This window comes from Pseudoalteromonas sp. CO348, assembly GCF_004208845.1.
In the GTDB taxonomy this organism is placed as follows: domain Bacteria; phylum Pseudomonadota; class Gammaproteobacteria; order Enterobacterales; family Alteromonadaceae; genus Pseudoalteromonas; species Pseudoalteromonas maricaloris.
The window spans coordinates 187,982-214,551 of sequence record NZ_SGPI01000012.1; the positions used below are offsets into that span (position 1 = coordinate 187,982).

The following is a 26,570-nucleotide window of genomic DNA, read 5'->3' on the forward strand; positions in this document are numbered from 1 at the left end:
ATTTAAAGATAGATAAAAGCCCAATAGCTCGTTGATTACGGTTGTTATGCAATCAAAAACACTTCTCAATAGTAGCTTTGGAGCTACAACAGGTGAATAGGAATTTATGGGACCATCATGAAGAAATCACTCGCAATTGTTGTTTTTATAACCGCAGTAGTTGGCATTGCCGTTTTCGTTATTGGAGATATACAAAAGAAAACATTAAAGGAAGCAATTGCCTCTGCTGTAAATGTCGAACCAAGCAAGTTATTGTTAAATCTCCCTCCAAAACATGCTCGCTTTCCGGGCTCAATACTATCCCCAAGCAATTCATCATTTATGGTTTACAGCTCGGGTGATGCTGATGATGAATCTATTTTGAGAGGTGAACAATTTACTATAGAAGCAGTTGTTAACGATATGTCCAATGTTCAGGCTGGTGGAAAAAGCAGCTTGTTTAATAATGCGTTTTCTAATGATGGACAATTGGAAGTAACTCTTAATATTAAAGATGCATTTATTGCAGAATTACCAATTGGTGCATTGAAGGAGAAAATTGCAAAAAATGTTTTAGCGCAGGCGGCTATGGAAAATAATATAGAGCCAATTATTGTAAGTCGCGCGTATGTTGGTGTCGTTGAGTACGTGGTTCGCGCGCTAAATGAGTCTGGTGTCAAAACGCTAGTTGATATGTCTAAAACTGGATATAAAGTTGAGAAAGCAAGACTTGGCTCATTTAACTTTTCAGATAATATTGAAGATAGAAAAGAAATATCATTTTCTATTAATTCGCCTATCGTATTTGCCTATGAAGTGATGGAAGCAAGTTATGTTGCTACTGATTTATCTGACAAAGGTGCGTTAGTATTAAATGAATTGAGCTCTAGAAGAGTGGCAGAGATCGGTAATGAAAACCCTGTTCAAGAACGAAAAACGAACAATTCATTTGGAGTGGTTACAATTGCCAATGCACATTACGCTAACTTTCGGTCGTTAGATATACCGCAATCTACAGAAGCTTCTCTTTTGATGCGGCAATTCTTTGAATCTTATGACCCAGTTTTTGTAAAGCAACTGAATAGCACCAAACAAATGCCGATCAGTGATGATAAGTTATTGGATTGGACGGTGGATCTGACACTAGAGCTTCTTGAGAATCCTGTAGAGCACCTAGTGGTATATTACACAGGGCATGCCCTTTCTTTACCTAATGGAGAAATCGTACTACTTCAAGGTAATGTAAATAAAGACTACGCGGAACGAGCTGCACAGAGCTATAGCCCTTCACTTAGTGAGTCGGGAGATGGCCTTATTCTTGTAGAGCAGCTATACAATGCGCTGTCAATGGCAAACGTACCTTTCACACTAATGATCGATGCATGTTACCCAAATGATGAGATGGCTGATGCCCTTACTAGGGTTAGCATGCTATTAGGGGATAAAGAAGGAACTGAACTTTACTATATTGGTGATAGTGCGCTGATCACAAATGAGCTGTCAGATATTGGGAAGGTCATGCGGCAAATTGGGAGCAGATTTGAGTACCGCCAACAAAACAATGCTGTGATATTTTCATCGAAACCTGGTGCCAAATCCGTATTTAAGTCTAACCCAGTTAACCCATATGGCTTTGAGTTGCCACCACTAGCTGCACGAATATTAAAATTTAGTGACTTAGTTGATTCTAATAATAGAAAAGAAAAACTATCTAAAATTGTAAGAATGAATATAGATTCATTGAATGGTGTCGGAGAAATTAGTCTAAGTGGTTCAATTACATGGAGTAATCTTGAAACCATGATGAATTCATTGTAACAAGTAAAGCATTGTCGTGGATCATTTAGCTAATATCCAATGTAAATTTAGAACTCAATGGCCCAGAGTATATAGCATTCAATGGGACTAACAGGTCGTTGTTTCGGGCAATTTTCAGTCAGCCTATTTATGTATTTCGCGTTGTGGCATTGTTGTACAAATTTGTTATACGCTTATCATTGGGTAAAAATATGGCAAATCCCATCAGTACTTTTTGTAATGTGCTGTAATGTCCTTACTCATTTTTCGTTTCTATACTTTGTGCGCAGCTTGAGGGAAGGCCTTCAAGCACAAGTTCGAAAGAAGGAGTTTGTTTATGTCCAGTCCAGCGAATGTCACAATTAAGAATAGAACAAATCAATCAATTACTACGAAAGTCACTCGAGACTCTTGGGTTGAGGGTGATGGCAGTTCAATCGATGGTAAAGTCATCCCTCGAGGTGAACATGGCGTCTTTAAGGTGGTCGCTAAAACAGGCCACCATGGTGAGTTAGATATTGACTTTATTGGCGGAGACAGCGGTAACGTACTCGGTACTTTGGAAATTTTGAGTATTAAAGATCCTCAGGAAGGTGTAAAGAGCCTTGCAGTAAATGCTAACCAAAGCGAAATAGATGTGTCAGCAATGGGATATAGAAGTTCGCCTAATGATGACGAATTACGAAGAATTAATTTCTTAATTGTCTAGTCGTTAATATTGAAAAGAGTAAGGCAGTTTTTTGTCACCAAAATCTGGTTTGTGTAGTGAAAATATCATTGCTGACCTATACCTTAACTTCCTCATTAAAGTGGCATAGAGTTAACTTTCTCTATGCCAATATGTCTTATACAGTATTTTAGTCTTTTAAAAGCGGTTACAAATGTTGTTTTCTTTTCTCCTTGAGAAAATCAGCACAAATGTTAATGTTTTCTACATCAGACATTTACCACTATCAAGGACTGAAACAGTGAAGATTAAGTCACCACTAGTTAATTCGCAGGTCAATTTAGCCAGTAACTTAACCGCTAAAAAGGAGGCTAAGGCGCATAACATCGAACCTCAAGCACCAAAGAAGGAGATGAACGCTGCGGCATTGTCAGCCGAAAATACGCCAGTATTAACAGAAGAAGAAATCCAAAAATTAAAACAAGAAACTTTTGAGATTAACAAACAAAATTATAAAGTGATGGGAGAGACGCAAGAGGCGTTTGCAACCACCTTAAGCGAGTTTGAAAAATTTAAAAAAGAACAAAGTAGCTTAAATCCAAGAATTGATTTGAGCTCTTTAGATTTATCGCAAGAGGAAGATGGCACACTAAAGCTCGTTGGTGGAAGTGTAGACGGTAAATTGCGTGAGGATCTTGAGTCTATAATTAACGAAAACAATAAGCTAAAAAATGCCTATGAACAGGTACATGAAGGACTTGCGCAAATTGTTCGATTCTCTGGTGCAGATCGGCAAGGCATCGAAGCAAAGGACCTTTATGGCAATATTAGGTTGAATGAGTTAAGTAAAAGCTTCGAAAACCAATTCCATGATACGGGCTTTGGTCAGGATTATCATACACTTGAGGACAAAGTGAATAGCCACCCAATGCTGTTTGCAATGAAAATGAACGAGGCAATATATCCTAGAATTAACATAAATGTGTAATTGAGTATTGATAGCGTGGGTAAGTCTCACATTTTTGCATGACGCTCAAAAGTTGAAGATAGTGATGAGCGGACGCACACTACAATACTTCAGAGTCTAAAATATCAGAGACTGCTTGTTTAAAGTCAATCGGCAAAAATTCGTTAAAATGAAATTCACTTATAAACTATGACGTTAATAAACTTTGTAGCAGAATCTAAAGCTCTATAACCATGCTTTTGCGCAGCACTAAACTTGGTTTTCTGATCAGTTTTAAGGAGATGCCAAACACCGTCATAAAAAACTTCAAGTTGACCCTCTAGAACATGAACAAGTTCTTCGGCAACATTATCATGCGGCTCTCTTAAGTGTTCATCATTTGGAATGAGAGAAATGACAAACACCTCGGTATTTTTGCACCCGTTAGATGAATAAACAGGAGCAAATATAGAGCCTTCTTGGTTGATAGAGTTATTCGAATTCTGCGGGTCGCTCGGATCAAGTAACACTGTGTACTCTATGCCAATACCCTGCGCCAACTTCCACAATAATTCAACTGTTGGACTAGACTCAAACCTTTCAATTTGTCCTAACATCGCCTTGGAGATGCCGGTCATGTTGGCCAATTTATCTAGGCTTAGGCCTCTCTCTTTTCTGATGTCTTTTAATCTAACACCTAGGTTTTTGGAAATTTCCGATTTAACTTTCATTATGTTGTGCGTTATTGCGTACAGTGATATTGTGTACACTATAACGCACAATGCAGCACTTATCTATTCAGAAGGGAATTACATGCCTAGTAAAACTTTTGTTTGCTTCGTTTATTTACTTTGTTTCATCAGCTCTGTCAGTGTAGCGTCAGAATATACGCCTTTAGACAACTTTATCGTTAAAGCTAAATCCTTGACTAAGTCGGCTTCAGGCACATCCGTTGTATTGATTAAAGATGGTCAAATTACTCACGAAGTTCACGTTGGTATGGCGAATGTTGAAAAGCAGATCCCTGTCGATACAAATTCGGTTTACTATTTCGCTTCGACAACTAAAGCGATAATGGGGCTGGCGACATTACAGGCTGAAAAAGAAGGTTTGCTTTCTAAGGACTCTACTTTGAGGCAGTTATTTCCAAACGTTAAGTTTTCTTTTATCAATCCTGACAACTACTCAGTCAGAGATTTATTGTCTCATCGCTCCGGGTTAACAAATGACGCGATGACATGGACTTTTTCTTACACTGGAAACCATGACAAAAAGCAACGACTTCATTTTGTTTCCTCGCTAAAACCGCACCCGAAAATTAAAAAAGGTAAGTTTGGTTACACAAACCTTGGGTACAATCTTTTAGCAATATGGTTTGATGAGAACTATGAAGGAGGATGGCCCAACGCGATTAAAGAGCTAGTGCTTTCACCTGCAGGAATGAAAAATTCAACAGCAGATGTTGACCAAGCGAGATTGCAAAATTGGCCTATTCCAAGCCCATATTCATATAAATTTCGAAGTGGTCAATCTGAGATTTATATGAATAAAAACAATGCGACTTTGTATTCAGTGGGTATCTTTGCCAGACCAAATGATTGGGGTAAGTTGATAACCCACTTGCTACCAATAAATGCAGAGCGCTCAGCGTTTCCCAAGTCGGTTGTAAGAGCGTCTCAACAACTACTGGTTAGTGATATTGATAGCTATTTTTCCGGCTATGGATGGGGATGGATGCACTCAAAAGTCGCTGGTGAAAGTGTGTTAATGCACACAGGGGGATTTGATGGCGCTTCTGTTCAAGTATCTTACGCTCCCGAAAAAAATCTTGGTGTCGTTGTTGTTCATAACGAAAGTGGGCTCATTGCAAATGAGTTAAATGGCAGAATAACTGAAATCGCTTATAAAATGTTAACTAATCAAGATGTGAGTAAGCTTATTGAATTCCATCAAGAGGAGATGACTGATCTTGCTGTTTATGTCGAGAAAGCAAAGGCAGAACTTGCCGCTAAAAGAGAAGATTTGTCAAAACGCCGGAGCATATCACCTTCGCTTAAGTCATTACTTGAAGGTGTATACGAAAACACGGAAGTTGGACGGTTGACTATTAAACAGAGAGACAGCGATTTACATCTTGCTTGGGGGGATTTACAGAGCAAGGTTTACAGTGGACAAGCAGATAATGAATTTATAGTAGAACTTAGACCGGGTAAGTTCTACGAACTAACCGCTGATAAAAGCATGTCCGTTATCAAATTAAAGGATTGGCAATTCCAAAAAGTTAGATAATTCAGAGGCAAGGTTAGTTGCAATCTAAATGCAAATTGGTGTGACAACGTCAAAGTTGTGTAGCGGATATGCCGACAGCCCCTTTTGGGGCTCGCATTAGCGTAACAGCTGATCCAATTTCAATTCAAAAGCTTGTCATAGAACTAGTGTATATAGTCATCAATTAGCTGGCGCCAAGCATCGGGCTTACCGTAATAGGCAGTATGCGGAAGCTTTATCTGTTTCTCATGCTTTTCAAGGATAAGGGTTGGGTAGCCAGTAACTTGAAGCTTCTGCATTAATAGGCGGCTTTGCGCGATTTTTGTTTGCTCAGTCCCTTGATTTGCCAGCATAGCTCGTTGCCAGTGGTTTTTATCTAGCCCAAGCTCTACCGCGAGTCCTTCTATGACTTCAGTTCGGTTAACCTGTTTGCCCTCTATATAGTGGGCATGCTGAATAGTTTTAAGCATGTTAAGTGGCGCTATGCCCAATTGCTCAGCGGTTATGATGGCACGAGCGGTGATGTATGAGTCAAGGATCATCGGATCGTTACTCTCCACCCTTTGGATGTAACCTTTGCCAAACTGCGCGCCTGTTATGCTGGCTATACGCGCATCACTTGTGAGAATGTGGTTGCGGAACGCTTTCTCTATAGATTGGTTGGCAATCATACCTCCAGGATGCAGCTCAAGCTTGAGGTCACTGTTAGCTGTAATTGCATCCAACAGTGCAGTCGCACCGTAACACCAGCCACACATGGGGTCGAAGAAGTAGTGCACTTTTACCATTTCATCTCTCCCATATGTACCTTAGCACCAATACCCAACGCCATAGGTAATCCTGCATCAGGGTAGCGTGCAGACATACTATCAATCAGTTCAGCGCTATTTTTGCTGCTGCTTTTTGCCTGACTAAAGTCGCTTAAATACTGCTGCGAGTAGCTTATGGTACTTGCATCAAGTTTGGTGCCTGCTTTCATGTGACCAGGTATTACAACCTCTGGCTTCAGTGCTTTTAACTCTTTTAATTGGCGACTCCACGCTTGTTGACTGCGTTGGGATTGCGCATCGGCCATCCATAAGTGCACATTACCGTAGACTGCAACATTGCCCAGAACCGCTTTACTTGACGGGATCCATAAGTAGGGGCGGTGTGCCAGCTCAGATTGCGTGCCGTGGATCTCTATTTTGTGTCCATCTACAAAGAGTGTATTTCCCTCTACAACTGTGGGGATGTATGGCTTAACAGGTGCATTTTCCCCCATTTTTGGTGTCCAGAATGCTAATTTACCCGCGAGCTTTTCTTCAATCACTGCTTTTACGGCAGCTGTGGTTAGGATCTTAGCTTCTGGGAACAAAGCGTGTAGTACTTCCGCGCCAAAATAATAATCCGGATCAGCTTGGCTGATAAAAATCGTCTTTAAGGTTTTGCCGCTGTCGAGTACTTTGGCTGCTATGCGTAGAGCATCCGCTTTGGTAAAACCTGTATCTACGACCATCACTTCACTCTCACCAATCACCAGCGTTGAGTTAACGTGGAAGCTGTTTTTGTCAGCGTTATAAACATCCAGTGTAAGTGGGGCGGTGTTTGCTGCCATCGCACTGCTTGCTAATAAAGTCGATGCTGCTATCAATGTTAGGTGTTTCATATCTTTTGCCTCAATAGGTTTAGTACGGAGCAGATGATATGAAATTGATAGGCTCAGAAAAACATGCCAAACTAAACATCATTGTTTCATAAATCGAGCAAATAAATGGATAGACTCATCGCTGCTAGGGTCTTTGCCGACGTTGCAATCACGGGTAGCTTTACCGCGACGGCTGACAGGCTAGATATGTCTCGCCCTATGGTAACTCGGTACATTGAAGCAATGGAGAGCTGGCTAAACATTCGTTTATTACATCGCACCACGAGAAGAGTGTCTTTAACTACAGCTGGGGAGTCCTGCTTGGAAGAAGTGAGACAGTGGCTGAGGCAAGCCGACACCATAACCGGCTTGGCGAATACCAGCGGCAAACTGTCTGGTTCGGTTCGACTAGCAACCAGTATGTCTTTTGGCTTTTCTCAACTTGTGCCCGCTATTCAACAGTTTATGTCAGCACACCCTGACGTAAATATTGACATTGATTTGCAAGATTCTGTGGCCGATCTCACTGAAAGTCAGATAGATCTTGCTATTCGTATTGCCTCTGCACCGGACCCTTCTTTGATTGGTAAATCAATTGCAGTATGTAGCTCAGTTATCGTGGCGTCGCCGCAATACCTTGCGAATACAAGTGAAATCAAAAAGCCAGATGATCTAGCTGAGCACTTGTGCCTCGGGTATAAGAACTTTCAGCAGCATATCTGGCATTTGCGCAAAGGTAACTCACAACAGTCGGTAGCCGTAAACTGCCGTTTAACTGCGAACGAAGCAACGGCCTTATTGCACGCAGCGTTAAATGGCGCTGGTCTGGCAATTCAACCCACTTATTTGGTTAACCGCTACATCAAATCTGGCGAGCTTAAGCAGGTATTGCCTGATTGGAAGCCAAGCGATATGAATATATATGTGCTCTATTCTTCGAGAAAGTATATGTCTCCAACCGTGAGGGCATTGATAGACTATTTGTCTCACTATTTTGCCAGCACGCCATGGTGATCTAGTAACTGTCTCAATTTTGGTGCTGTCGTGAGTAAGATTGGGAAATTATTTTGATATCTATTCTGAGCTTTCTGAAATCGTCGGGATAGCAATCCAATCATCCCACGAGTTCTCATCTGCTAATTCTCCCCCCCTGGGTTGTTTCTTAGTAAATTTTGCTAAGATAACAGGGTTTTTCACTTCAAATACAAATGTTCCTTGGGAGGAAGAACTTAGCTTGAAGCCTACTTGTGAATCAGAAAAAGCCCCTCCTGGAATCTCAATTAGCTTAGCATCTAGCCCTGATTGTAATTTAGAATCAACCATAATTTCTACTGTCATATTTTCAATAACTACGTCGGATACAACGACGGCAAGACGTCCTTCCATAAAAGCTTCTCTAAGGAATGTATCCGCGCCAATATCTGCTCTAGTGATAAACTCTCTAAATTTTCTTCGTTCAAGGGTTCTTGGGTATGCTTGGCCAAGAGTGATTTTGGCCCGTGTAACAGATTCCTTTTCGAAATTACCATTAAGACCAAGAGCTGCGAATAATTGGGGCAAGACAAAGCTCAAGCCAAGGCTTTTTGATTCATTCTCAGAGAATGTAATGACTCCGCCTTTTAAGCCTGTGCTTGCAAATCCGTCTAAGTCTATAGTTGACTTGCCTAAGACTCTATTTTTCTCCAGGCCTAGGCAGCTATATGTCGCGCAATATTGATTTGATGTGTTTATCGGTTCGTTGGGTTTATTTAAAACGTGGATAGTACCGATTCCAAAATTATCAGTTGGATAAGAGAAAAAGTAGTAGTTATTGTAATCTTCACCTAAAGCGTTACGTACTTTTTCTCGCATTATTCCATTATAATCTTCGTCACAACCCGTAATATATAATGTGCTAAAAATAATACTTATAAGACAGTATTTTTTCATAAAGCAATGACTCCTTTATATTTCAGTTTCAACTCACTAAGTTCAATAGTGCCTATGTCTGTTACAATACTGAATGTACTTACCTTAGCTTGGCTCCACCTCCAGAGAGATTCTCTGAATACGTACGTATCATTTACTCCGAAAAATACACCTGCGATAGAGGGGGTATTTCCGCTGACAAGGCCAAAAGGTTGCTTAATCTGATCAACCGTTAAAGTGTGTTTCTTTGAAGTGGAACTTAATCGTTCAATAATTCCATTATGCTTAATTCCGTAGAGGCCAGAATCAAGGTTGGCAAGATCTAGCCTAGGTGAGCCAGGAGCCTGAACTCTATTCACAAACTTTTCTTGTATATCGGCACTGAGTAAAACTCGCCTAATTACTTTGTCGCGTGGAGATTCATTTGCGAGTTTGAATACCAATGCTGCTATTTTTGGAGTTGCAAAGCTACTGCCATGGTCGTTACGGTTTTTACAATGACCAAATTGACCTGTGACAGTACCTAAATCAATGAATTCTATTCCATCTCCATTACGTGAAAACATACTTGTAATAGCAAGGTTAGCGTCAAAAGCCGAAACAAGAATTGCAGAGCGAGAACGATTTGAGTATACACTCCCTTGAGGTTCAGGAAGGCTCGCTGACTCAATTTCGAGAGATAAATTTGGTGTAGCAGCAAAGATGAAGGTCCGCTCATAAAACCTATGATCCCGAGGTAGAATTCTTATTCCTTGATCTTTTACCCAAAAGGAAGCTGATAAAATTGGAATACCATTGTCGGCTTCAACGTTTTCCAACAATGCTCTCAAATATAAGGCTGGGATACCATCACGAGCAGCGCCTCTTTCAACGTCTTTTTTTATATCGTAAAGCTCTTTCTCGAATAGCTGTTTAGCATGAAAGCCAGCATATTTAGAGTCTATAAAATTCCTGATTATTTTAATTCCTTTTTCAGGGTCTTTCCAAAAATCTAGTTCAAGCCGATGAACTCTTGCCTTTAACTCATCCCATGCTTCAAGCTTAGTCAGTGTATCTCTAACAACATCTTCAACGAGATTACCGTGTGCACAATTGTCTTCTGAAAATTTATCCACTATATATAGAGATGCAGCTCCAGCACTTGGAGCCTGTGGAAGGTGGGATTTTACTATTGTTGGTGAAACTCCAAAGTCATCTTGCAGTAGTTCAATTTCAACATATCCAGAAGGTATTAAAGTTGCCTTTGAGCCGAGGTTTGAGAGTAGTACGTCTATTTTCTCAAATTCACGAGGGGCTATTTTACTTACGGATATTGACAGTGCACCTGAGTCAGCAAGGCTGCGACGTTGATTGTTAATCAAGGTTTTTGGTAAACCAACAGGATCACACCCATCTGCGGAGCAAATTGCTAGCTCCTTTGTTTCAAGGTTAAACTCTTGATATTGATTATATGATGCACCTTCACGGAAAGGACGCACTGGCAGTGATGGAAATTGAAGAGTTTGACCTTGTCTAATTATATTCAAGTTACCAACACCACTAGCTTTAGCTACTGCGTTTGCAATTTGGGTGACTGATAATGGAGAGGCACCATCAGAATATCTAGTGTAGTTTTGTATGATAGAGTAAAGATTTTCGTTCTCTGCTACCGTATGTTCGAAGTACTCTTCTTGAGGCTGCATTTCGATCAAGAGTTTGTTGACCTGACCAATTTCATCATCTGACAGCTTGCTATAATCAACAGCCAGTATCATGCGAGCTTCAGGTGAAGCAGCCGCCTGAAGATTGTGAAAAAGAAAAAAGGCTGCCATCAAGAATATAATTTTCATCGAATCCCTCCTCACGTTACCGACAAATTATAGTCTAATTTTTCTTGGTGCGAGTGAAATATTAATTACTAAAAAATACTATGAGGTTCTACAAATGCTTTATGAAATAAAAATATTTTAAAATAGTTTCTTAGTACTTTTTAAGTTTATGTCCATGTTTTATAGGGAGGAAAATCACCCAGTTATTAAAGGCCTATGCTAAGCTCACCTGACAGTCTTGAATAAGGTTGGTGACTTTCAATTAAGCCGAATATTTTGCAAAAATAGAGTAACGTTAGCTGTAAGAGTTCTATGTAAAATTAAAAAGATAGCTTGATTGAGAAACACAGCCAAGCCCAGCTAGTTGCTGGGCTTGGCATACTTAGCAGATGTAAATTGTTGGGCAAAATTCAGGAGTGGTATAGCATGCGCCGTAGTCTTTACTGTAAGCGCCGGTTCCGCCTGCTATTTCTTTCGTTTGTTTAGCATCTAGCGCTTTATTTGCGTTAAGGTTTTTTAATTTTACTTTTTTCAGTTTCATGTTGTATCCAGTTATTTTTTATCTTTGATTATTCGGTAATGTAGATAAATACCTATTTCTAAGTACTCACCTGTTAAATAATCTGTTTAATTTTTCAACACATTTCAAGCGGGGATGGCAAATAACTTCAGTAGATCTTTTAGTTGTTTGTTTTTTAAGTTGTTTATTATATTGAATTTTTATCAAGTAAATAAATATGACAGCGCTAGACTTTTGTGCATGTCAATCTTGTTGATTGTGCAACCTATATTCAATCAATTGTTGCAGCAAATAGCTGTATACGCCTTACACATTAAAAGAAGCAATGCTAGTATCCTAGTTAGGATAACAATCGAGTTGATAAAAAGTAGGAAGCTAATGGCATTATCATTTCAGACCTTAAGGTTGCACATTATTGAGGTTAACGACGATCTTCCGGCACTCGATCGTGAACGGCTGATAGAGCAAATTCCCCATATCCTGAGTTCTAATGTGGTTGAAAACCTTCCCCCTTATTTTCATGGTATTAATTCAACAAAACAGGCCGAAAACTGGTTTCAGCGTATGCGTTCAGAGAGCCGCTTACTGCAAGTTAAGCTTGGGCAGCATGAGACAATTGGCTTCTTGTTTGTTTACGTTGAAAACGAAAGTGATGCGCATATCGGTTACTTATTGGCTGAAGAACACTGGGGCAAAGGTTACGCCAGTGAATTGCTGCAAGGGTTTATCCATGCAGTTATCAATGCAGAGCTTTGGAGTACCCTCATTGCGGGAGTGGAGCAATCCAACCATGCGTCCATTCAGTTGCTCAAAAAGCTGGGGTTTTCACAGCAAGTGCATGATGAAAACAGTCCACTTTTCTTTGAATATGAGATCCATCGTGTCTGTTGACCTCAGCGGTTTGACTTTTATTTCCCTGAGTGTGCTTTGGTCACAGCGCTCGATTTGTCGTTAGTCCATCAATTGATAAAAGTAAAAAATATAACAATTATTGTTATTTTCTTGTTAATGTAAGCGCTTACATGTTAGGTTTAACATTCAACATACGATTACACCGCGCTGAAAGGTGTGTAGTAAAGCTTGTGTGTTTGAAAAGCGCTATATTTTTCAATTGTTCGGGGTTGTTATGGATTGAAATGTAAGCGCTTTCATTTCTGCAGTTTATGAAGTGATTAAAAGGATCCGTGTTTTAGTGGTTGATCACTAAAGCAGTTTTATACATTACATTTGGAGACATAAAGTGAAAACGAGTAGCAAGTTAATCGCAAAGCTCGCAAACATTAGCGTTATCAGTCTAATTGTTTGTGCGTCTTCGCAAAGTAACGCGGCTGTGGGGAATTTACTTTGGGAAGATAATTTTAATAATTTAGATACCAACACATGGAATATAGATATCGGGGATGGTTGTGACCAAGGTATATGTGGTTGGGGTAATCAAGAATTACAGTGGTACAGTGAAAATAACGTCTATATTAGCGACATTGTAGGCGAGGCGGGAAACAAAGGCCTTGTTCTTGAAGCAAAAAATCAAGCGATAGGCGGCAAGGCATTTACCTCAGGTAAGATCCAGAGTAAGAATAAGCTTGCCGTGCAATATGGCATGATAGAGATCAGAATGAAGGTATCTGATGTCGACACGGGGCTTTGGCCTGCACTTTGGATGCTAGGGACGAGTACTGCTAGCTGGCCGGCAAAAGGCGAAATCGACATCATGGAAATGGGCCAATCTCAAGCCGCTCGCAATGATGCAGGCTTTCCCGGTGCGCCAAGCAATAACTATACAGGTTCAAACTTAATTTTTTATGCAGATGCCGCCTGCAATGAAGGTAATCCAACCTGTGCAGCAAGTGTGGCATACAAAACCGATAATGCACATTTGTCCTCAACCCCCTTAACCAATCGCTTTGTTATCTATCGTACTTATTGGACCGAAGAAACGATCCGTTTCACAGTTGAGGATAATGGGGTCGAATATGATATGTTCGATAGCCCGTTTGCCATCAGTGAAGAGTCAAATGAATTCAACGCGCCATTTTATCTATTGATGAATTTGGCTGTCGGCGGGTTATTTACGGACGCGCTTAGCAACGAACAGGTGAGCGCGCCACTTCCTGGGAAAATGGTGGTGGATTATGTGCGTATTTATGAGCTAGATGGTCAAGGTGAAGTGTTCAGCGGCAATGTCATTGCGCCCGAAGTTGGCACCTTTGGCGTTTTTAGTGAGGGGCCAAGCGATAATCAGTTAGTGCCGGGAAGCAACGCGGATATTTATGTGTGGAACCAAAACTCACTCACTCAGGGTAATACCCCTGCCTATGAAGGCAACGAGGTGATTGCATGGCAGTATTCGCCAGCGCAGTGGTTTGGAGCCGGTATTCAAAGCCGTCAAGCGCGAGACATGAGCAACTTTAGGGATGGTTATTTAAATTTTAAGATTAAAATTCCTGCGGATGTGAGTTTCAGAATTGGCATCGCTGACACTTATACTAATGAGAATTGGATCACATTCCCCGCGAACACCAATCAGTATGGCCTTGTTCGTGATGGTCAATGGGGGGAAGTACGTATTCCGATCACGGAGTTAGCGGGTAGCTTAGTGGCATTACAATCAATTAAAAATCACTTCAATATTGTCTCTGTCGCTGGGCAAGAACCTAACTATTCTTTTCAAATGGCAATTGACGATATTACCTGGACTGGTGGCGGTAGTGCCCCTGTCGATAGCGATCAAGATGGTGTTGAGGATAGCCTCGATCAGTGCCCAAATACTCAACCAAATGAAGAAGTTGATGCGAATGGCTGTCCACTGAATAATTTACCCGATGGATTGGAACAGGTCTCTCTGGATACCTTAACTTTCTATGTTAACACTACCGGCTGGGCGGATGTTCATTATCGAGTCAACGGCGGTGTGCAGCAAAATGTCCGCATGCAAGTGATTAATGGTCGCAATGAGCTGACAATATCTGGGTTAGCAGTGGGGGATGTGGTTAGTTTTTGGTTCACTTACTTACAGGAGGACGGAACGGTCGTAGATACCGCTGAGCAGGCCTACATACTTTCAGAATCTTCAGCTGGTAACGATAGCGATGATGATGGCGTGAATGATGGTATCGATCAGTGTCCAGATACGCCTGTAGGGGATGTGGTAAACTCCGATGGATGTAGCATTTTAATCACTGAACAACTTCGTATCGAAGCGGAAGACTATAGCAACTATTTTGATAACGATGCAGGCAATACAGGTGGCGAATATCGCAATGATGATGTTGATATTGAGCTGACCAGTGACAACGGCGGTGGTTACAACGTAGGTTGGACGTCGGCGGGAGAGTGGCTCGAATATCAGGCTAATTTAGGCGCTGGAAGCTATAACTTGACTGCACGCGTTGCCTCCCAAGTTGGTAATGGAGCATATAATGTTGTTGTTAATGGTAATCTAGTTGCCAGTACCGTTGTGCCTGCTACGGGTGGCTGGCAAACCTTTATTAGTCAAAATATTGCGTCGATTACGTTAAATGAGGGCGTGCATACCGTTCGTGTTGAAATGGCGGGCGGCGAGTTAAATCTAAACTGGCTTGAGTTCAATATCGCTGGTTCATCTAACAATGATAGCGATAACGATGGTGTGCCAGATAATCTAGATCAATGTCCCAATACCCCAACGGGGCGCCAAGTTGACAGCCAAGGTTGTGAGATCAGCTTTGGCACTATTGTGCCACTTTATGATGCAACAACACCTTTAGAGCAAGCTGTGAGTTATGACCGTGGCGATGCACTAATTACGCGTTTTGCTGATCGCGGCCGAGACCGCCATGCAAAAGAAGATCAGTTTCAAATCTATGATCACTATTTATCGCATTATTGGACGCATCGAACTGCGCAATTTGAAATCGCTGATTTTGTAGCTAAAGGCGGCTCACGCATTGAAGTGACCTTTATTACAGAATGGAAACTTGGTGCGCGCGAATTTCGTGCTTGGTATCGTGGATTAGGCACAGTTGCTGAGTACCACGGTAATTACTTTGGTGGCGGTGCGGTCGTTGAGCTTGATAACGGCAGTTATGATACGAACTTTAATAAGATAAGTGATTCAGGTGATCAATATCGTTACAGAGTGATCATTGATGACTACAGACCGCTAAATTGGGACCCAGCGGCAGGCTTTTTGCCTCTTGAAGTTGGTCAGCGCATGGAGTTTGAAGTTAGCCAGTTTCTTGATGCGCCACCAGAAGGACGAGAAAATTATTATGGTACAACGTATTTATACATGGTAGGTGAAGGGCTTGTCCCATGGAAAACCGTTGGCGACTTTGCTGATCCATCATCACAACGCGAAGATTCTTACCCGATTGCAGAAGCGGGGTGGTTAGGAGGCAAAACCACATTGCCATACAATTACACCAATGAGCCTGATAATCACTTTATGCAAATGGCGACCAATTTATCGAGCCAAAATGGACAGGCATTTGTTCAGGGGCGACGTGTTCACCACAGTAGTTTTGTTAATGGTGAGCACGATGAACGCAACGGAGAAAATGGCGTGTTTAGTGCGGTGGTTGGAAAGTCAGGCCCACACTATATCAACGACAGTTGCGCAGCCTGCCATGTCCGCAATGGTCGCGCGGCGCCACCAGCTATTGGCGGCTCCTTGGCAAAGTGGGTGTTTAAAGTGGCCGATATCAATGGCAACACCCATCCCTTATTGGGGAATGTGCTACAGCCTAAAAACACAGGCATAGATACCGAGACACAAGGCGAGGGAGATGTAACGATTGCTTCGTGGACTGAAAATAATGGTTTGCGTTCACCCAATTACCAATTTAATAAAACCACTCCAGCACGCTATTCAGCCCGTATCGCGCCTCAGCTGGTGGGCTTGGGCTTACTTGAAGCGATACCAGAGAGTGCGGTGTTAGCCCTAGCGGATGAAAACGACAGTAACGGCGACGGTATTTCGGGCAAAGCGCAGCGCGTGAACGATCCTATTACTGGTCAAACACGGTTAGGACGCTTTGGCTACAAAGCTGCGGCGGCATCAATTAAACACCAAGTCGCTAGTGCATTTAATACGGATATGGGGGTAACTAACTCGGTATTTCCAAATCCTGACTGTGGGGCATCACAATCAAGCTGCGGAGGTGGCGGTGTAGAAGTGTCTGATCAACATCTCACTGCGCTAAGCAAATATATCGCTTTATTGGGTGTGAGAGCGCAGCGTGGGCTTGACGACCCTGAGGTGCAATTAGGAAAGGCACGCTTTACCTCAATTGGCTGTGAAGGTTGCCATACAGCAACATTTGAAACCAGTGAGTATCATCCATTTGCGGAGTTACGTGCGCAAACGATCCATCCGTATACCGATTTATTACTGCATGATATGGGCCCAGGTCTTGCGGATAACTTAGGTGAAGGCATCGCGAGCGGTGCTGAGTGGCGAACAGCGCCATTATGGGGGATTGGATTGTCTGCTTGTGTGACAGGTGGTGTTGATAATGTGTTAGGTGGGCAAGGCAATGAGTTTTGTACCGCTGAGCCAAGCTATCTGCACGATGGTCGTGCGCGAACGATTGAAGAAGCTATTTTATGGCATGATGGTGAAGCGCAAGCGGCGAGGGTCGCTTACGAAAGTATGTCGGCAAATGATAAATCAGCCGTGTTGGCATTTTTAAACTCATTGTAAATTTGTAAGTTTTCAATATCGTATATTTTGGCCAGATACAGCCACAGGCATAATGTTGAAATCAATTAGTGCATCAAAGCTCATGAAAGTCATGAGCTTTGATGCACTGGAAGTTATTATTACAGTGCTTAGTCTTAAAGCGTGTAATGAAAACCGATGGCGATACCGTCGTCTTCGGTTTGTGACATTTGTGCTTCTTGCGCGGCATCGGCGCTTGAGAAGTCACTAAAGTCCTTACGCGCTTCAATGTACAAAATGGTGTCTTCAGACATAAAGTAGTGTGCGCCTATCACGGCAAACTGACGCTTAAAAACATCATTAGGATCAGCATTAAAATTTGGTTGGATCACATAGTCATCGCCCGCATCAAATACGTTGTAAGCGATAAATGTACGCACGTCATTGTCAAAACGGTAGCTAACAAGCGACTCTAATCCAACGGCATCTTTGATTAAGCGGCCTAGGTTATCGGTATCGTGGTTTTCGTTTTTATTGATGTTTGCAGCTGCATACCAACCTGGCTTATAGAAATCGCCGTAGGTAATACCGACACCATAAATTAAATCTTTAACCGATTGATTTCGACCAGCAGCATACACAATATCAAACTCGCCGCGGTTAACACCGGCTGTGAGAGTTAAGTTTTCGGTTGCTGCATAGGTGAGTGAAGCGCCGTAGGTTGAATTAAACTCTACCATTTGTGCTGCACTATCCCCTTGATTAAATAGGGTTTCACATGAGCTGCTGGAAATATCAACGACATCACAAGTATAAAAATCGTCAGATTTTAGCTGAGCTTGTACCGCAAAGCTCAGCTTGCCAAATTGATTACGGTATTGCAGCACTTTATCACCACGACCAGTACCATTGATCGCGCCGTCGTCTTTGTTATAGGTGTAAACACCTGCGGCATTACCATCCCAAACTAAGCTGTAGTTGGTGCTGTATACCACGTCGTACCAAGCGCCCCATTGCTTTCCTAGGGTAACTTGGCCGTATTCATCGTGCTTAATACCAACATAACCTAATCGGTTATATAAAAACTCGTCTTGTATTGATTCGAAGCGGTTGCTGTAAACAATATCACTACTACCAACAGGGTTTACACCCCATTCAAGTAGTGCGAAAGCCTGCCAGTTGTTTTTCAATTGGCGTTTAAAGTCAAAGTTAATACGCGATGCGCCGTTTACCAACTCAGTCTCGCCTTGAGTGTTAATAACTCGAGCATCGATAAAGCCGCCAATCGTGACACTATTCTTTTCATCTTTGAATATCTCGATAGCGTTTACTGTTGGAATAGTAGTCACGCTAGCGATAAGAGTGGCAGCAAGTGTTCTTTTCATGAATTACCTTGTTTCAATGTTGTTGCTAAATAGGGTTAAATTAGCTAAAAAATGGAGATTATCAAAGCTAAAATACAGGCAAAAGTGAAAAAATATCAAGAAAATAACGTGGTTTTTGGTAAATTTATTCATTTCCTGTTCATTGAGTCTAAATATCAATGAGTTAGGGAAAGCTGCGTTCTGAGGTTATTGATTGATTTTACGCAATAAATGCAAGGGTTTATAGCAATATCTACGTTTTGTGACAGCAAAATAGCACGAAACGGTGTAATTCAGCGAAAAATCAATAAAACATCATGTTTTTGGTAGATAGACTTCTGTAGTCTTCCAATTAGATACACAACTACAAAAGGGAGATTGAGTAATGCTTGTTAAAAAAATTGGTATCTCAAAACTGGCTTGTTTTTCCACCATTATGTTGTTTTTTATCCATGAAGTTCAATCATATAGCGAACCATCAACAGAGTCGTATGGTATTATATATGGTTTTAAAGACGGTAATAGCAAAGCGATTTACTTAAGTGACCAAGATGGTAAATCGCCAGTAAAGATCGTGAAAGCCACGTCAAGTGACGGCTACCCTGCTGTCTCACCATCAGGAGAAAAAGTAACCTTTTACGGTAAATACGATAACTTCAAAACATGGTCAATTCATACCGTTGATATTACTGGCCGCAATATGAAAAGATTAACCAGTAAAAAATATGTGTGGGATAGTGCACCTGCTTGGTCTTTGGATGGAATGACGATAGCGTTTGGCAGAGAATATGAAAATAAGGAAGGTGTTTGGCAAGAAGAAATTTGGTTAATGAATGCAGATGGTAGTGAACAGCGCCAAATTAAAAATCTTGAAGGTCGTGCTCCAGAATTTATGCCAGATGGGCGATTACTATATCAATCTAAAGCCAGCCCAAGCCAAATTAGCATAGCTAATTTGGATGGTAGTGAGGCTATTCAACTTACTCAAGATGACACTGACAACATGTCTCCTCAAATTTCCCCAGATGGCAAAAAAATAGCCTATCTATCTAATAGAGATGGCAATCAGGAGGTATATGTCATGGATATTGATGGAGCCAATAACAAGCGGCTTACTCGTAATGACATTCAAGAATGGGATCCATCTTGGTCTCCAGACGGCACAAAGGTGTATTTCGCTTCAGAGAATGTATATGGCTTTTATGATGTCTTTTCTATAAATGTGGATGGCACATCTATCAAAAAAATACTTCAAAACAGCTCGCAAGCGACAGTTGTGCCAGGTCTTGACCAAGAAACGCTACAAAAGTTAAAGAAAACAAGTGAGCGCCAGTAGACCTGTGCGCTGACCGCAGCTTAAGTTATTTACTTTTGCTGTTGTTGGAGACGACCTAAAAAAGGAAAAGAAGTATCGCGATATTGTGACTAAATCTGGTAATGTTCTACAAAATATTAATAACAACTACGACCAATTAAGAGACCGTTATAATTTTACTATATTGCCAAGATCAACGCGTTGGAATAGTGTTAATAGGCTCGGCTTCATTAGTACGTATTTGATTAGACAAGGCCGAGTCATAGAAGCGATAGAAGTCGCAGAAGGTTACACCGAATATCAACCTAAGTCTTGGCAAGCCTATGAGTCTTTAGCAAAGGCGTTTGAGGCGAATGAGGATAACTTGCAAGCGCTGCAAAACGCCAAAATAGCCGTGCGACTGGTTGATAATGAAGTAAATAAAAGCTTTCTATTGGCATACATTAATCAATTAATCAAGGCGACAGAGCAAATATGCAGCTACGTTCAGTGAAATCATTAACCCTACTTTGTTTGATGCTCTTTTTGATGGTTTTAACCGCCTGCAACAACGATAGCAAACTAGACTTTGACGCATTTGTTGAGAAAAAACTAACAGATTTTCTGATTGAGGAAAATGCACAGGTTGCCTCCATCGCCATTGTGAATGATAAGCTTAACTATCAAAAACAGTTTGGCGAGTTTCCTGATGGTACAAAGCCACACCATGACACCGTGTATGAAATTGCATCCATCACTAAAACTTATACCGGGTTGTTGCTTGCCAAGGCGGTAGTAGATAAAAAAGTGCAACTAGATGAAGATATTAGGGTGTACTTGCAAAAAGGTGATTATCAAAACCTGCAACATCTAGGCAAACCTATCACTTTGCGTCATCTCGCGACTCACAGAAGTGGGTTACCGCAAGATTTTGCATATACAAGCGCAGATATAAAGTCTGGCAAGGCTTTTGAGCTGTTCTCTAACTATTCAAAAGTGAAGTTTTTTGAAGATTTAGCTCAGTACCAACTTACCTCAACGCCTGGTCAGACATTTCAATACTCCAATGTTGGCGCAAACCTGACTGGGTATATTTTGGAAAACGTGTATAACCAACCATTATCTACACTTGTTGCGCAATTGATCACGGAACAATCGGGTGAAGTACACACAAGGTTTCGTTTAGAGCCCAGTGAGATAAGTAAAATAACGAGAGGGGTAGATAGAAACGGAAAAATTGCACCGTTACTCAGTCCACACTCGTTCGCTGAAGGCGGACTAACATCCACTGCAGCTTCGATTGCCGATTATATGCAGTATTTACTCAGCACCCAAGCAGAAGAAGTACTGTTGTCGCGCACCTTATTAACAGAAACCAGCAGTGAACATGGCCACGCATTTTTTTGGAATACATACGAGTATCACTCAGCTAATCCTATGTTCTATCACAGCGGAGGCTCTACGGGGACTTCCACTTGGCTTGCGCTTTATCCAAAGCAGAAGTTAGGAATATTTATTGCCACGAATGTTTCAGCGAACAACACGCAAGGGAAACTAAATGATATTGCCAATGCGATTGTTGAAAAGTATGAGCAAGTTGGACAGTCAAAATGACAAGCGAATGTAGTTTCAAAGTATGGCAGACCCTATTGAATATCTTGAGCGTCGCCTTTGCAGATTTAAGCATATACTAGGAGGTATCATGAGTTGGAAATGCAAAAATTGTAGTACTGAGATTGAAGAAACAAGTTTTGAAGTTTGTTGGAACTGTGGTTGTGAGAAAGGAAAAGAGAGCTTACCAGAATTAAAAAGTCCGTCATTACAATGCCTTCGTTGTGACTCGTCTATGGTGAAATTGGGCTCCAAAGAGTTTCATGAAGGCTCACGATGGGGGGTTTTAGGTAACTTGGGTGAATTACTTGTTAGTAGACAAGCACTTGATATGTTTGCCTGTAAAGCTTGTGGTAAAGTTGAGTTTTTCATCCCGAGTGAGAAAGAAAACAAATAACCAAAATTACTATTGGTAGCTTTCGCAGTGGGTTGTGCGCTAAGTTACTGATTTTGGCCTTAGGGTTAGTAGTTGGATAAGATATGAGTTTACTTGCATGGATACTTTCTCATGTCACACTTGCGGCATTTTGGCTTTGGATTTTAAATTTTGGTGGGGCTGAAAAAATAGAAGGGTGGAAGTCGTTCTTTATCATAGGATGGTTTGCTGCGCTATGGACTGCTGAACAGTTGCGTTTGTATGCACTGTGTATACTCGTACTACAAGTTCCTTGGTTTATTGCAGGCCTTTTGATGCCGCAATGGCGAGGCTTTGCGGTGTAACATCAATTTGCTTAATTAAGTGCTCCACTTTGAGGCGAGAAAATCTTGTCGATAACACCGCTTCCGCATCCTGCTCACGCTAAGGTACCTACGTCCTGTAGGCAAGACAAAGATTTTGCTATTTAGTTATTCTAAATAAGAAACCTTTAACGCAGTTAGTGTCAGATTTACTCCTTCAAATTGAGCAAGTATTAAGACAAACTGGTGTCATTGTCAGGTTTTGTAAAGGTGCTTGGATTTGTCTGTTTCCTAGTGCAATTATAATTACTTGAAACTAAAGGCTCTAATAAAAGGATAGTTTATGAAGCAGATGAGCATTCTAATTGCTATGTTTTGTAGTTTAATAATTTGCGATAAAAGTTATGCCCAAAACAATTACGGTTTAGGACAAAAGCCACCGGGATTAACACCCGAATTATTTGCTCCCGGTGTCGTTTCTACGGATGAGCACCGTGAGACTGAAGTGTTGTTTTTGCCAGATATGTCAGAGCTTTCTTTTACTCGCTCTGGTGGAGAATATCAAAAACCAACATGGATTGTGATGCAATATAAAAACAATCAATGGATTGAAAAATCAATACCTGAAGCAGATAAAAAAGCATATCAGGAGCAATTTAGCCCACCGGTTTCACACATACAAAACATCGAGCGTTTTAAAGATATTCCAATCAGAGGTTATACTACCTCAGCAAAAGGGACACACTACTTTTATGTCTTAGATTTGAAAGACGGCAGTGGGCATTTGAGTTATTCACGGCTTGTTGATGGCAAATATGAAAAGCCGCACAAAATGAGTAAAGCAATTAACCAAGGAAAGTACATTGCCCATCCCTACATAGCACCAGATGAGTCTTATATTATGTGGGATGCTGAAAAGGAAGGTGAAAACACGCCTGATATCTACATTAGTTTTCGTAACCAAGATGGCACATGGACAAACGCAATAAACATGGGAGATGCGATTAATACGGCTGCGTACGAGCAACGTCCTAAAGTATCACCAGACGGAAAGTATTTATTCTTTTGGCGAGGTGACAAAAAAGTCAGAAAAGACGGCTCCAGTTACTGGGAAGGTAATCCATACTGGATGGATGCGAAGGTTATTGAAACGCTGAGACCAACACGCTAGCACTCAATTATTCTAGGTTATACGACCACTAAAAACCTAGACTAAACAGCCGCAATCCGGCCATTTTTTAGATGCAGTCAAAGTGCTATTTCGCGCAGTATAAAGAACCTTCACCATACTATTTATCGCGGTTTGAAGTTGTCTCTGTGTTGCGCTTTGAATGTTAAGGAGCAATATGCAATTTCCAGAATTTGAAACACCACGCTTGAAGCTTACAGCACTATCCACAAGCGACAGTAATGCTATTTTTGAACTATTTTCAAACCGAGAGGTAGTGAAATACTACGATTTAGAGGCGTTCAGTGAGCGGTTACAAGCTGAAAAACTCATAGATTTCTTTCATTCTCGATTTGTTAGCGGTGTTGGGATCCGTTGGGCTATCCGATTAAAAGGCACCGAGCAGCTTATAGGTACGTGTGGCTTTAACTCATGGAACCCGGCGATGAAAAATGCAGTTATCGGTTATGATTTGATGCCGAAATTTTGGGGAAAGGGTTATACCACTGAAGCATTACACCAAATTATCACCGCTGCGTTTGGTGGTTTACTGGGATGTGGCGCACTGAATCGAATTCAAGGAGATACGGTGGTGGGGAATCATGCATCAGAGGCTGTGCTAGAAAAGCTAGGTTTTAAAGCTGAGGGGGTTAGACGACAAAGTGGATACTGGAAAGAACAATTTCACGACCTAACGTGCTTTGGGTTATTAAAGTCAGAATTTAATCGCTGAGCCAATATTTTTTAAAAGGAAAGACTATGGACATCTGGACACTACTTTTATTTATCCCAGCGTGCTTTGCCTTGAATATGGCACCAGGTCCAAATAATCTTTTAGCGCTAAATAATGCTCGTCGTTATGGTTTTCGTATAGCTCTACTTGCAGGACTTGGAAGGCTCGCCGCATTTTGTGTGATGATTGCGCTTGCCGCGTCAGGCCTTGCAGTTGTGCTGTATACGTCGGAAATATTGTTTCTAGCCATTAAAACTTGTGGCGCGCTCTATTTATTATGGATTGCTTATAATTTATGGCGCTCAGACGTTAGTCCAGTTTCAGATGATGTCCGCAATCTGAGCATTATCGGACTGATGAAACAAGAATTCGCCCTTGCTACGGGTAATCCAAAAGCAATTTTGATATTTACCGCTTTTCTCCCTCAGTTTGTCGACGTTGCAAAAAATGTGACAGAGCAATTTTCACTATTGGGAGCTATTTTTCTCGTTCTGGAAATAGTGGCTATCGCTATGTACGCTGTTATTGGGCTGTATCTAAGGCAGTGGTTTAGTAAACCTAAACTGGTTAAACGTTTTAATCGTGCATGTGCTTCATTTTTGGCGCTATCTGGCGGCAACTTACTGTTGAGTAGACAGTAGCGATGCCAAAGTTAGTGACTCGCTTGCCCATAAAGTGATGCTGTTTCTCAATTTACTCATCTGGCCTTGCGTGTGCTTGACAATAATTAGGGCCTGTTGACCTTTGCTGTTTGACTTTTGTTCTCCTGAGTGTGTTTTGGTCGCGACGCTCGACTTGCCGCCTAGTAATCTAGGCAAAAGTTGAGCAACAATGAACAAAGCGCACTCAGGTGAACCCGAAGGGCAGCGCTTGATTGGCATTTCTACTGTGTTATCGCCTGACTCACATAGAATGACTATGCTACGCCGGCTCTGCCTTGTATAAATACCAATCAAACTGCTGCAAAAACAAACTTGAAAGATAAACAGGCCCTAATCATTACGTGAAAGTATCGGTATGAATATAAAACTATTTCTCACAAGTACACGAATTATTACCATTCCTTAGGAGTGGTGGTTTTGTGTGCTTTTTTAATGAACCCACCAAAGTAAGGTGGGTTTTTTTGTATCTGCCTTGTGGGGCCACAGCAAGGAGGTTACATGAAGAAAGTAGCAGTTTTTGGTAAACCGGGAAGCGGCAAGTCTACGGTGAGTAAAGGACTGGCCGCGGCAATACGCATCCCGTTATATCAATTAGACTCGATGCTCTACCAAGCAAATGGCGAGTTTGTTGAAAGAGCCGCTTTTGATAAAGCACATCAAAACATATTGAATACTGATGCGTGGATCATTGACGGCTTTGGTCCGTTAGATGCGTTTAAACAGCGCTTAGATGCAGCAGATACCTTAGTCTACATCGACTTACCATATCGAGTGAGTTATTGGTTTGTGATAAAACGTCTTTTAAAAAGCATGATCACTAAGCCTGAAGGCTGGCCAGATGGTAGCTCAGTGTTTAAAGGGACGGTTGCCAGTATTAAAACGTTAAGGCGCTGTCCACAATTTTGGAATGAAGAATTCTTATCGCAGTTAGAGCAAAGCGCGCAAACCAAAACACTCTATGTGATTAAGTCGGTTGCGGCGCTTGATAGCTTTGTACGCCAACATGCGAAGTAATATCACCTAAGGGTAAACGTGAGTAATGTATTGATTTGCAGCCTTTGGTGTTACGTCCTTTGAGCTGGACATGATGAATAATAAAACTTGTGGCGGTCTTACCCACACTAAAACGGTGATACATCATCATATAATCGTAACCATTATTTGCCTTTGTACCTTTTTTGTTGTGCTGTATACTTAGCCGGTTTGATAATTGCGCATGGAGAGACGCGTGAGAAGAGTTGTAATATTTAATAAGAAAAAGCATTTTTTTTGGCCAGGACCAGACGTTGAGTTACTCAACCAAGAGATTGAGCAGATAGAGCAAGATGGTTGGAAGGTGCTGTCTGTCACGGCTAACTGCGATTTTTTAGGCAATATTGGCTCTTTTACAATCTTAATTGAGTCTTAATTTGTCTGCCGTGAAGCTTGAATTAGCTTCACGGGCGTGCTAATTTGCTTTCGCTCTGGTGGACGACCTCCAGAGCTTTCTTTTACTGGCGGGGACGACCCCATTTTGGAGTTGTCATGAGCTGGTTGCTACTTGTTTTTGCAGGTTTATTGGAAGTCGTTTGGGCTATTGGTTTGAAATTTACCAACGGTTTTACGAAGCCTGTTCCCTCAATTATTACTTTAGTGGCGATGGCCGCAAGTTTCTACTTTCTCAGTGTTGCACTACGAACTTTACCGCTTAGCGTTGCTTATTCTGTCTGGGTTGGAATTGGTATGCTAGGGTCGATTATTGTTGGCTTTGTCTATTTTAAAGAGCCGTTGTCATCACTTAAGCTACTCAGTTTGCTGTTGATAGTGATTGGAATTATTGGTCTGAAATTATCCTCTCAGGGTTAAATTACAGCTATAGTTAATCGGAGCTTAGGTTAGATAATTCCACTTCAGATGAAA

Annotated in this window: 25 protein-coding genes; 18 read left to right on the forward strand and 7 right to left on the reverse strand. The window is 41.4% G+C overall.

Annotated elements, in window-relative coordinates; translation table 11 throughout:
* Window positions 1–117: 117 nt before the first annotated feature.
* The 3 genes from EXT48_RS05430 to EXT48_RS05440 all read left to right on the forward strand — a co-directional run bounded on the left by EXT48_RS05430 (window position 118) and on the right by EXT48_RS05440 (window position 3,431).
* Window positions 118–1,797: a hypothetical protein gene (locus EXT48_RS05430; RefSeq protein WP_130163799.1), complete on the forward strand. Its 1,680-nt coding sequence runs from the start codon at window positions 118–120 to the stop codon at window positions 1,795–1,797.
* A 316-nt stretch (window positions 1,798–2,113) separates the two neighbouring features.
* The gene (locus tag EXT48_RS05435; RefSeq protein ID WP_039497169.1) at window positions 2,114–2,485 is read left to right on the forward strand and encodes a hypothetical protein; all 372 of its coding nucleotides are present in this window, start codon (window positions 2,114–2,116) and stop codon (window positions 2,483–2,485) included.
* Window positions 2,486–2,657: 172 nt separating this feature from the next.
* Window positions 2,658–3,431: a hypothetical protein gene (locus EXT48_RS05440; protein WP_240703346.1), complete on the forward strand. Its 774-nt coding sequence runs from the start codon at window positions 2,658–2,660 to the stop codon at window positions 3,429–3,431.
* Between the two features lie 155 nt (window positions 3,432–3,586).
* On the opposite strand, the gene EXT48_RS05445 is transcribed toward EXT48_RS05440, so the two are convergent.
* The gene (locus EXT48_RS05445; RefSeq protein WP_084204354.1) at window positions 3,587–4,120 is read right to left on the reverse strand and encodes a helix-turn-helix domain-containing protein; all 534 of its coding nucleotides are present in this window, start codon (window positions 4,118–4,120) and stop codon (window positions 3,587–3,589) included.
* Window positions 4,121–4,202: 82 nt separating this feature from the next.
* Here EXT48_RS05445 and EXT48_RS05450 point away from each other — a divergent pair, with 82 nt between their 5' ends.
* Window positions 4,203–5,678: a serine hydrolase gene (locus EXT48_RS05450; RefSeq protein WP_165384086.1), complete on the forward strand. Its 1,476-nt coding sequence runs from the start codon at window positions 4,203–4,205 to the stop codon at window positions 5,676–5,678.
* Window positions 5,679–5,821: 143 nt separating this feature from the next.
* Here the strand turns inward: EXT48_RS05450 and EXT48_RS05455 are convergent, their stop codons facing one another.
* Both EXT48_RS05455 and EXT48_RS05460 read right to left on the reverse strand, forming a co-directional pair.
* Window positions 5,822–6,445 carry a DsbA family protein gene (locus tag EXT48_RS05455; RefSeq protein ID WP_130163801.1) on the reverse strand — a complete coding sequence of 208 codons (624 nt, stop codon included), beginning with the start codon at window positions 6,443–6,445 and terminating at the stop codon, window positions 5,822–5,824.
* Entirely contained in the window at window positions 6,439–7,305 is an 867-nt protein-coding gene (locus EXT48_RS05460) for an MBL fold metallo-hydrolase (protein ID WP_130163802.1), read from the reverse strand. Before EXT48_RS05460 ends, EXT48_RS05455 begins: the two co-directional genes overlap by 7 nt.
* Window positions 7,306–7,410: 105 nt before the next feature.
* On the opposite strand from EXT48_RS05460, the gene EXT48_RS05465 reads away from it, so the two are divergent.
* On the forward strand, window positions 7,411–8,298 hold the full coding sequence (locus tag EXT48_RS05465; RefSeq protein WP_130163803.1) for a LysR family transcriptional regulator: 888 nt from the start codon (window positions 7,411–7,413) through the stop codon (window positions 8,296–8,298).
* A gap of 60 nt (window positions 8,299–8,358) precedes the next feature.
* Here the strand turns inward: EXT48_RS05465 and EXT48_RS05470 are convergent, their stop codons facing one another.
* From EXT48_RS05470 to EXT48_RS23695, 3 genes are all read right to left on the reverse strand, one after another.
* The gene (locus EXT48_RS05470) at window positions 8,359–9,213 is read right to left on the reverse strand and encodes a hypothetical protein (protein WP_130126071.1); all 855 of its coding nucleotides are present in this window, start codon (window positions 9,211–9,213) and stop codon (window positions 8,359–8,361) included.
* Entirely contained in the window at window positions 9,210–11,021 is a 1,812-nt protein-coding gene (locus tag EXT48_RS05475) for a hypothetical protein (protein ID WP_130163804.1), read from the reverse strand. Before EXT48_RS05475 ends, EXT48_RS05470 begins: the two co-directional genes overlap by 4 nt.
* A 361-nt stretch (window positions 11,022–11,382) precedes the next feature.
* The gene (locus tag EXT48_RS23695; RefSeq protein ID WP_165384087.1) at window positions 11,383–11,541 is read right to left on the reverse strand and encodes a hypothetical protein; all 159 of its coding nucleotides are present in this window, start codon (window positions 11,539–11,541) and stop codon (window positions 11,383–11,385) included.
* Between the two features lie 357 nt (window positions 11,542–11,898).
* Between EXT48_RS23695 and EXT48_RS05480 the strand changes: the two genes are divergently transcribed.
* Together EXT48_RS05480 and EXT48_RS05485 are read left to right on the forward strand one after the other, a co-directional pair.
* Window positions 11,899–12,411: a GNAT family N-acetyltransferase gene (locus EXT48_RS05480; protein WP_039497182.1), complete on the forward strand. Its 513-nt coding sequence runs from the start codon at window positions 11,899–11,901 to the stop codon at window positions 12,409–12,411.
* 349 nt (window positions 12,412–12,760) lie between these two features.
* Complete coding sequence (locus tag EXT48_RS05485; protein ID WP_130163805.1) at window positions 12,761–17,203, forward strand: di-heme oxidoredictase family protein; 4,443 nt, start codon at window positions 12,761–12,763, stop codon at window positions 17,201–17,203.
* Window positions 17,204–17,337: 134 nt separating this feature from the next.
* Here the strand turns inward: EXT48_RS05485 and EXT48_RS05490 are convergent, their stop codons facing one another.
* Entirely contained in the window at window positions 17,338–18,546 is a 1,209-nt protein-coding gene (locus EXT48_RS05490) for a porin (RefSeq protein ID WP_039497186.1), read from the reverse strand.
* A 364-nt stretch (window positions 18,547–18,910) separates the two neighbouring features.
* On the opposite strand from EXT48_RS05490, the gene EXT48_RS05495 reads away from it, so the two are divergent.
* The 11 genes from EXT48_RS05495 (at window position 18,911) to EXT48_RS05545 (ending at window position 26,516) form a co-directional block, all read left to right on the forward strand.
* Complete coding sequence (locus tag EXT48_RS05495) at window positions 18,911–19,861, forward strand: DUF5050 domain-containing protein (RefSeq protein ID WP_130163806.1); 951 nt, start codon at window positions 18,911–18,913, stop codon at window positions 19,859–19,861.
* Between the two features lie 85 nt (window positions 19,862–19,946).
* Window positions 19,947–20,333: a hypothetical protein gene (locus EXT48_RS23845; RefSeq protein WP_240703347.1), complete on the forward strand. Its 387-nt coding sequence runs from the start codon at window positions 19,947–19,949 to the stop codon at window positions 20,331–20,333.
* Entirely contained in the window at window positions 20,315–21,433 is a 1,119-nt protein-coding gene (locus EXT48_RS05500; RefSeq protein ID WP_240703348.1) for a beta-lactamase family protein, read from the forward strand. Before EXT48_RS23845 ends, EXT48_RS05500 begins: the two co-directional genes overlap by 19 nt.
* A gap of 88 nt (window positions 21,434–21,521) precedes the next feature.
* The gene (locus tag EXT48_RS05505) at window positions 21,522–21,827 is read left to right on the forward strand and encodes a hypothetical protein (RefSeq protein ID WP_039497194.1); all 306 of its coding nucleotides are present in this window, start codon (window positions 21,522–21,524) and stop codon (window positions 21,825–21,827) included.
* Window positions 21,828–21,910: 83 nt separating this feature from the next.
* Window positions 21,911–22,150 (forward strand): hypothetical protein, encoded by a 240-nt coding sequence (locus tag EXT48_RS05510; protein WP_088530261.1) that lies wholly within the window; start codon window positions 21,911–21,913, stop codon window positions 22,148–22,150.
* A 301-nt stretch (window positions 22,151–22,451) separates the two neighbouring features.
* Window positions 22,452–23,279 carry a PD40 domain-containing protein gene (locus tag EXT48_RS05515; protein WP_130163807.1) on the forward strand — a complete coding sequence of 276 codons (828 nt, stop codon included), beginning with the start codon at window positions 22,452–22,454 and terminating at the stop codon, window positions 23,277–23,279.
* Between the two features lie 175 nt (window positions 23,280–23,454).
* A complete protein-coding gene (locus EXT48_RS05520; protein WP_130163808.1) occupies window positions 23,455–24,009 on the forward strand; it encodes a GNAT family N-acetyltransferase in 555 nt (184 codons plus the stop codon).
* Between the two features lie 26 nt (window positions 24,010–24,035).
* On the forward strand, window positions 24,036–24,650 hold the full coding sequence (locus tag EXT48_RS05525) for a LysE family translocator (protein WP_130163809.1): 615 nt from the start codon (window positions 24,036–24,038) through the stop codon (window positions 24,648–24,650).
* A gap of 519 nt (window positions 24,651–25,169) precedes the next feature.
* Window positions 25,170–25,685 (forward strand): adenylate kinase, encoded by a 516-nt coding sequence (locus EXT48_RS05535; RefSeq protein ID WP_130163811.1) that lies wholly within the window; start codon window positions 25,170–25,172, stop codon window positions 25,683–25,685.
* A 214-nt stretch (window positions 25,686–25,899) separates the two neighbouring features.
* Window positions 25,900–26,079 (forward strand): hypothetical protein, encoded by a 180-nt coding sequence (locus tag EXT48_RS05540; RefSeq protein WP_039497207.1) that lies wholly within the window; start codon window positions 25,900–25,902, stop codon window positions 26,077–26,079.
* Window positions 26,080–26,195: 116 nt separating this feature from the next.
* On the forward strand, window positions 26,196–26,516 hold the full coding sequence (locus EXT48_RS05545; RefSeq protein ID WP_017216036.1) for a multidrug efflux SMR transporter: 321 nt from the start codon (window positions 26,196–26,198) through the stop codon (window positions 26,514–26,516).
* Window positions 26,517–26,570 lie beyond the last annotated feature (54 nt).

Excerpts from the sequence above, each read along its gene's own strand:
- EXT48_RS05430 (WP_130163799.1), top strand. The coding sequence starts at position 118 with ATGAAGAAATCACTCGCAATTGTTGTTTTTATAACCGCAGTAGTTGGC.
- EXT48_RS05435 (WP_039497169.1), top strand. The coding sequence starts at position 2,114 with ATGTCCAGTCCAGCGAATGTCACAATTAAGAATAGAACAAATCAATCA.
- EXT48_RS05440 (WP_240703346.1), top strand. The coding sequence starts at position 2,658 with ATGTTGTTTTCTTTTCTCCTTGAGAAAATCAGCACAAATGTTAATGTT.
- EXT48_RS05445 (WP_084204354.1), bottom strand. The coding sequence starts at position 4,120 with ATGAAAGTTAAATCGGAAATTTCCAAAAACCTAGGTGTTAGATTAAAA.
- EXT48_RS05450 (WP_165384086.1), top strand. The coding sequence starts at position 4,203 with ATGCCTAGTAAAACTTTTGTTTGCTTCGTTTATTTACTTTGTTTCATC.
- EXT48_RS05455 (WP_130163801.1), bottom strand. The coding sequence starts at position 6,445 with ATGGTAAAAGTGCACTACTTCTTCGACCCCATGTGTGGCTGGTGTTAC.
- EXT48_RS05460 (WP_130163802.1), bottom strand. The coding sequence starts at position 7,305 with ATGAAACACCTAACATTGATAGCAGCATCGACTTTATTAGCAAGCAGT.
- EXT48_RS05465 (WP_130163803.1), top strand. The coding sequence starts at position 7,411 with ATGGATAGACTCATCGCTGCTAGGGTCTTTGCCGACGTTGCAATCACG.
- EXT48_RS05470 (WP_130126071.1), bottom strand. The coding sequence starts at position 9,213 with ATGAAAAAATACTGTCTTATAAGTATTATTTTTAGCACATTATATATT.
- EXT48_RS05475 (WP_130163804.1), bottom strand. The coding sequence starts at position 11,021 with ATGAAAATTATATTCTTGATGGCAGCCTTTTTTCTTTTTCACAATCTT.
- EXT48_RS23695 (WP_165384087.1), bottom strand. The coding sequence starts at position 11,541 with ATGAAACTGAAAAAAGTAAAATTAAAAAACCTTAACGCAAATAAAGCG.
- EXT48_RS05480 (WP_039497182.1), top strand. The coding sequence starts at position 11,899 with ATGGCATTATCATTTCAGACCTTAAGGTTGCACATTATTGAGGTTAAC.
- EXT48_RS05490 (WP_039497186.1), bottom strand. The coding sequence starts at position 18,546 with ATGAAAAGAACACTTGCTGCCACTCTTATCGCTAGCGTGACTACTATT.
- EXT48_RS05495 (WP_130163806.1), top strand. The coding sequence starts at position 18,911 with ATGCTTGTTAAAAAAATTGGTATCTCAAAACTGGCTTGTTTTTCCACC.
- EXT48_RS05500 (WP_240703348.1), top strand. The coding sequence starts at position 20,315 with ATGCAGCTACGTTCAGTGAAATCATTAACCCTACTTTGTTTGATGCTC.
- EXT48_RS05505 (WP_039497194.1), top strand. The coding sequence starts at position 21,522 with ATGAGTTGGAAATGCAAAAATTGTAGTACTGAGATTGAAGAAACAAGT.
- EXT48_RS05510 (WP_088530261.1), top strand. The coding sequence starts at position 21,911 with ATGAGTTTACTTGCATGGATACTTTCTCATGTCACACTTGCGGCATTT.
- EXT48_RS05515 (WP_130163807.1), top strand. The coding sequence starts at position 22,452 with ATGAAGCAGATGAGCATTCTAATTGCTATGTTTTGTAGTTTAATAATT.
- EXT48_RS05520 (WP_130163808.1), top strand. The coding sequence starts at position 23,455 with ATGCAATTTCCAGAATTTGAAACACCACGCTTGAAGCTTACAGCACTA.
- EXT48_RS05525 (WP_130163809.1), top strand. The coding sequence starts at position 24,036 with ATGGACATCTGGACACTACTTTTATTTATCCCAGCGTGCTTTGCCTTG.
- EXT48_RS05535 (WP_130163811.1), top strand. The coding sequence starts at position 25,170 with ATGAAGAAAGTAGCAGTTTTTGGTAAACCGGGAAGCGGCAAGTCTACG.
- EXT48_RS05545 (WP_017216036.1), top strand. The coding sequence starts at position 26,196 with ATGAGCTGGTTGCTACTTGTTTTTGCAGGTTTATTGGAAGTCGTTTGG.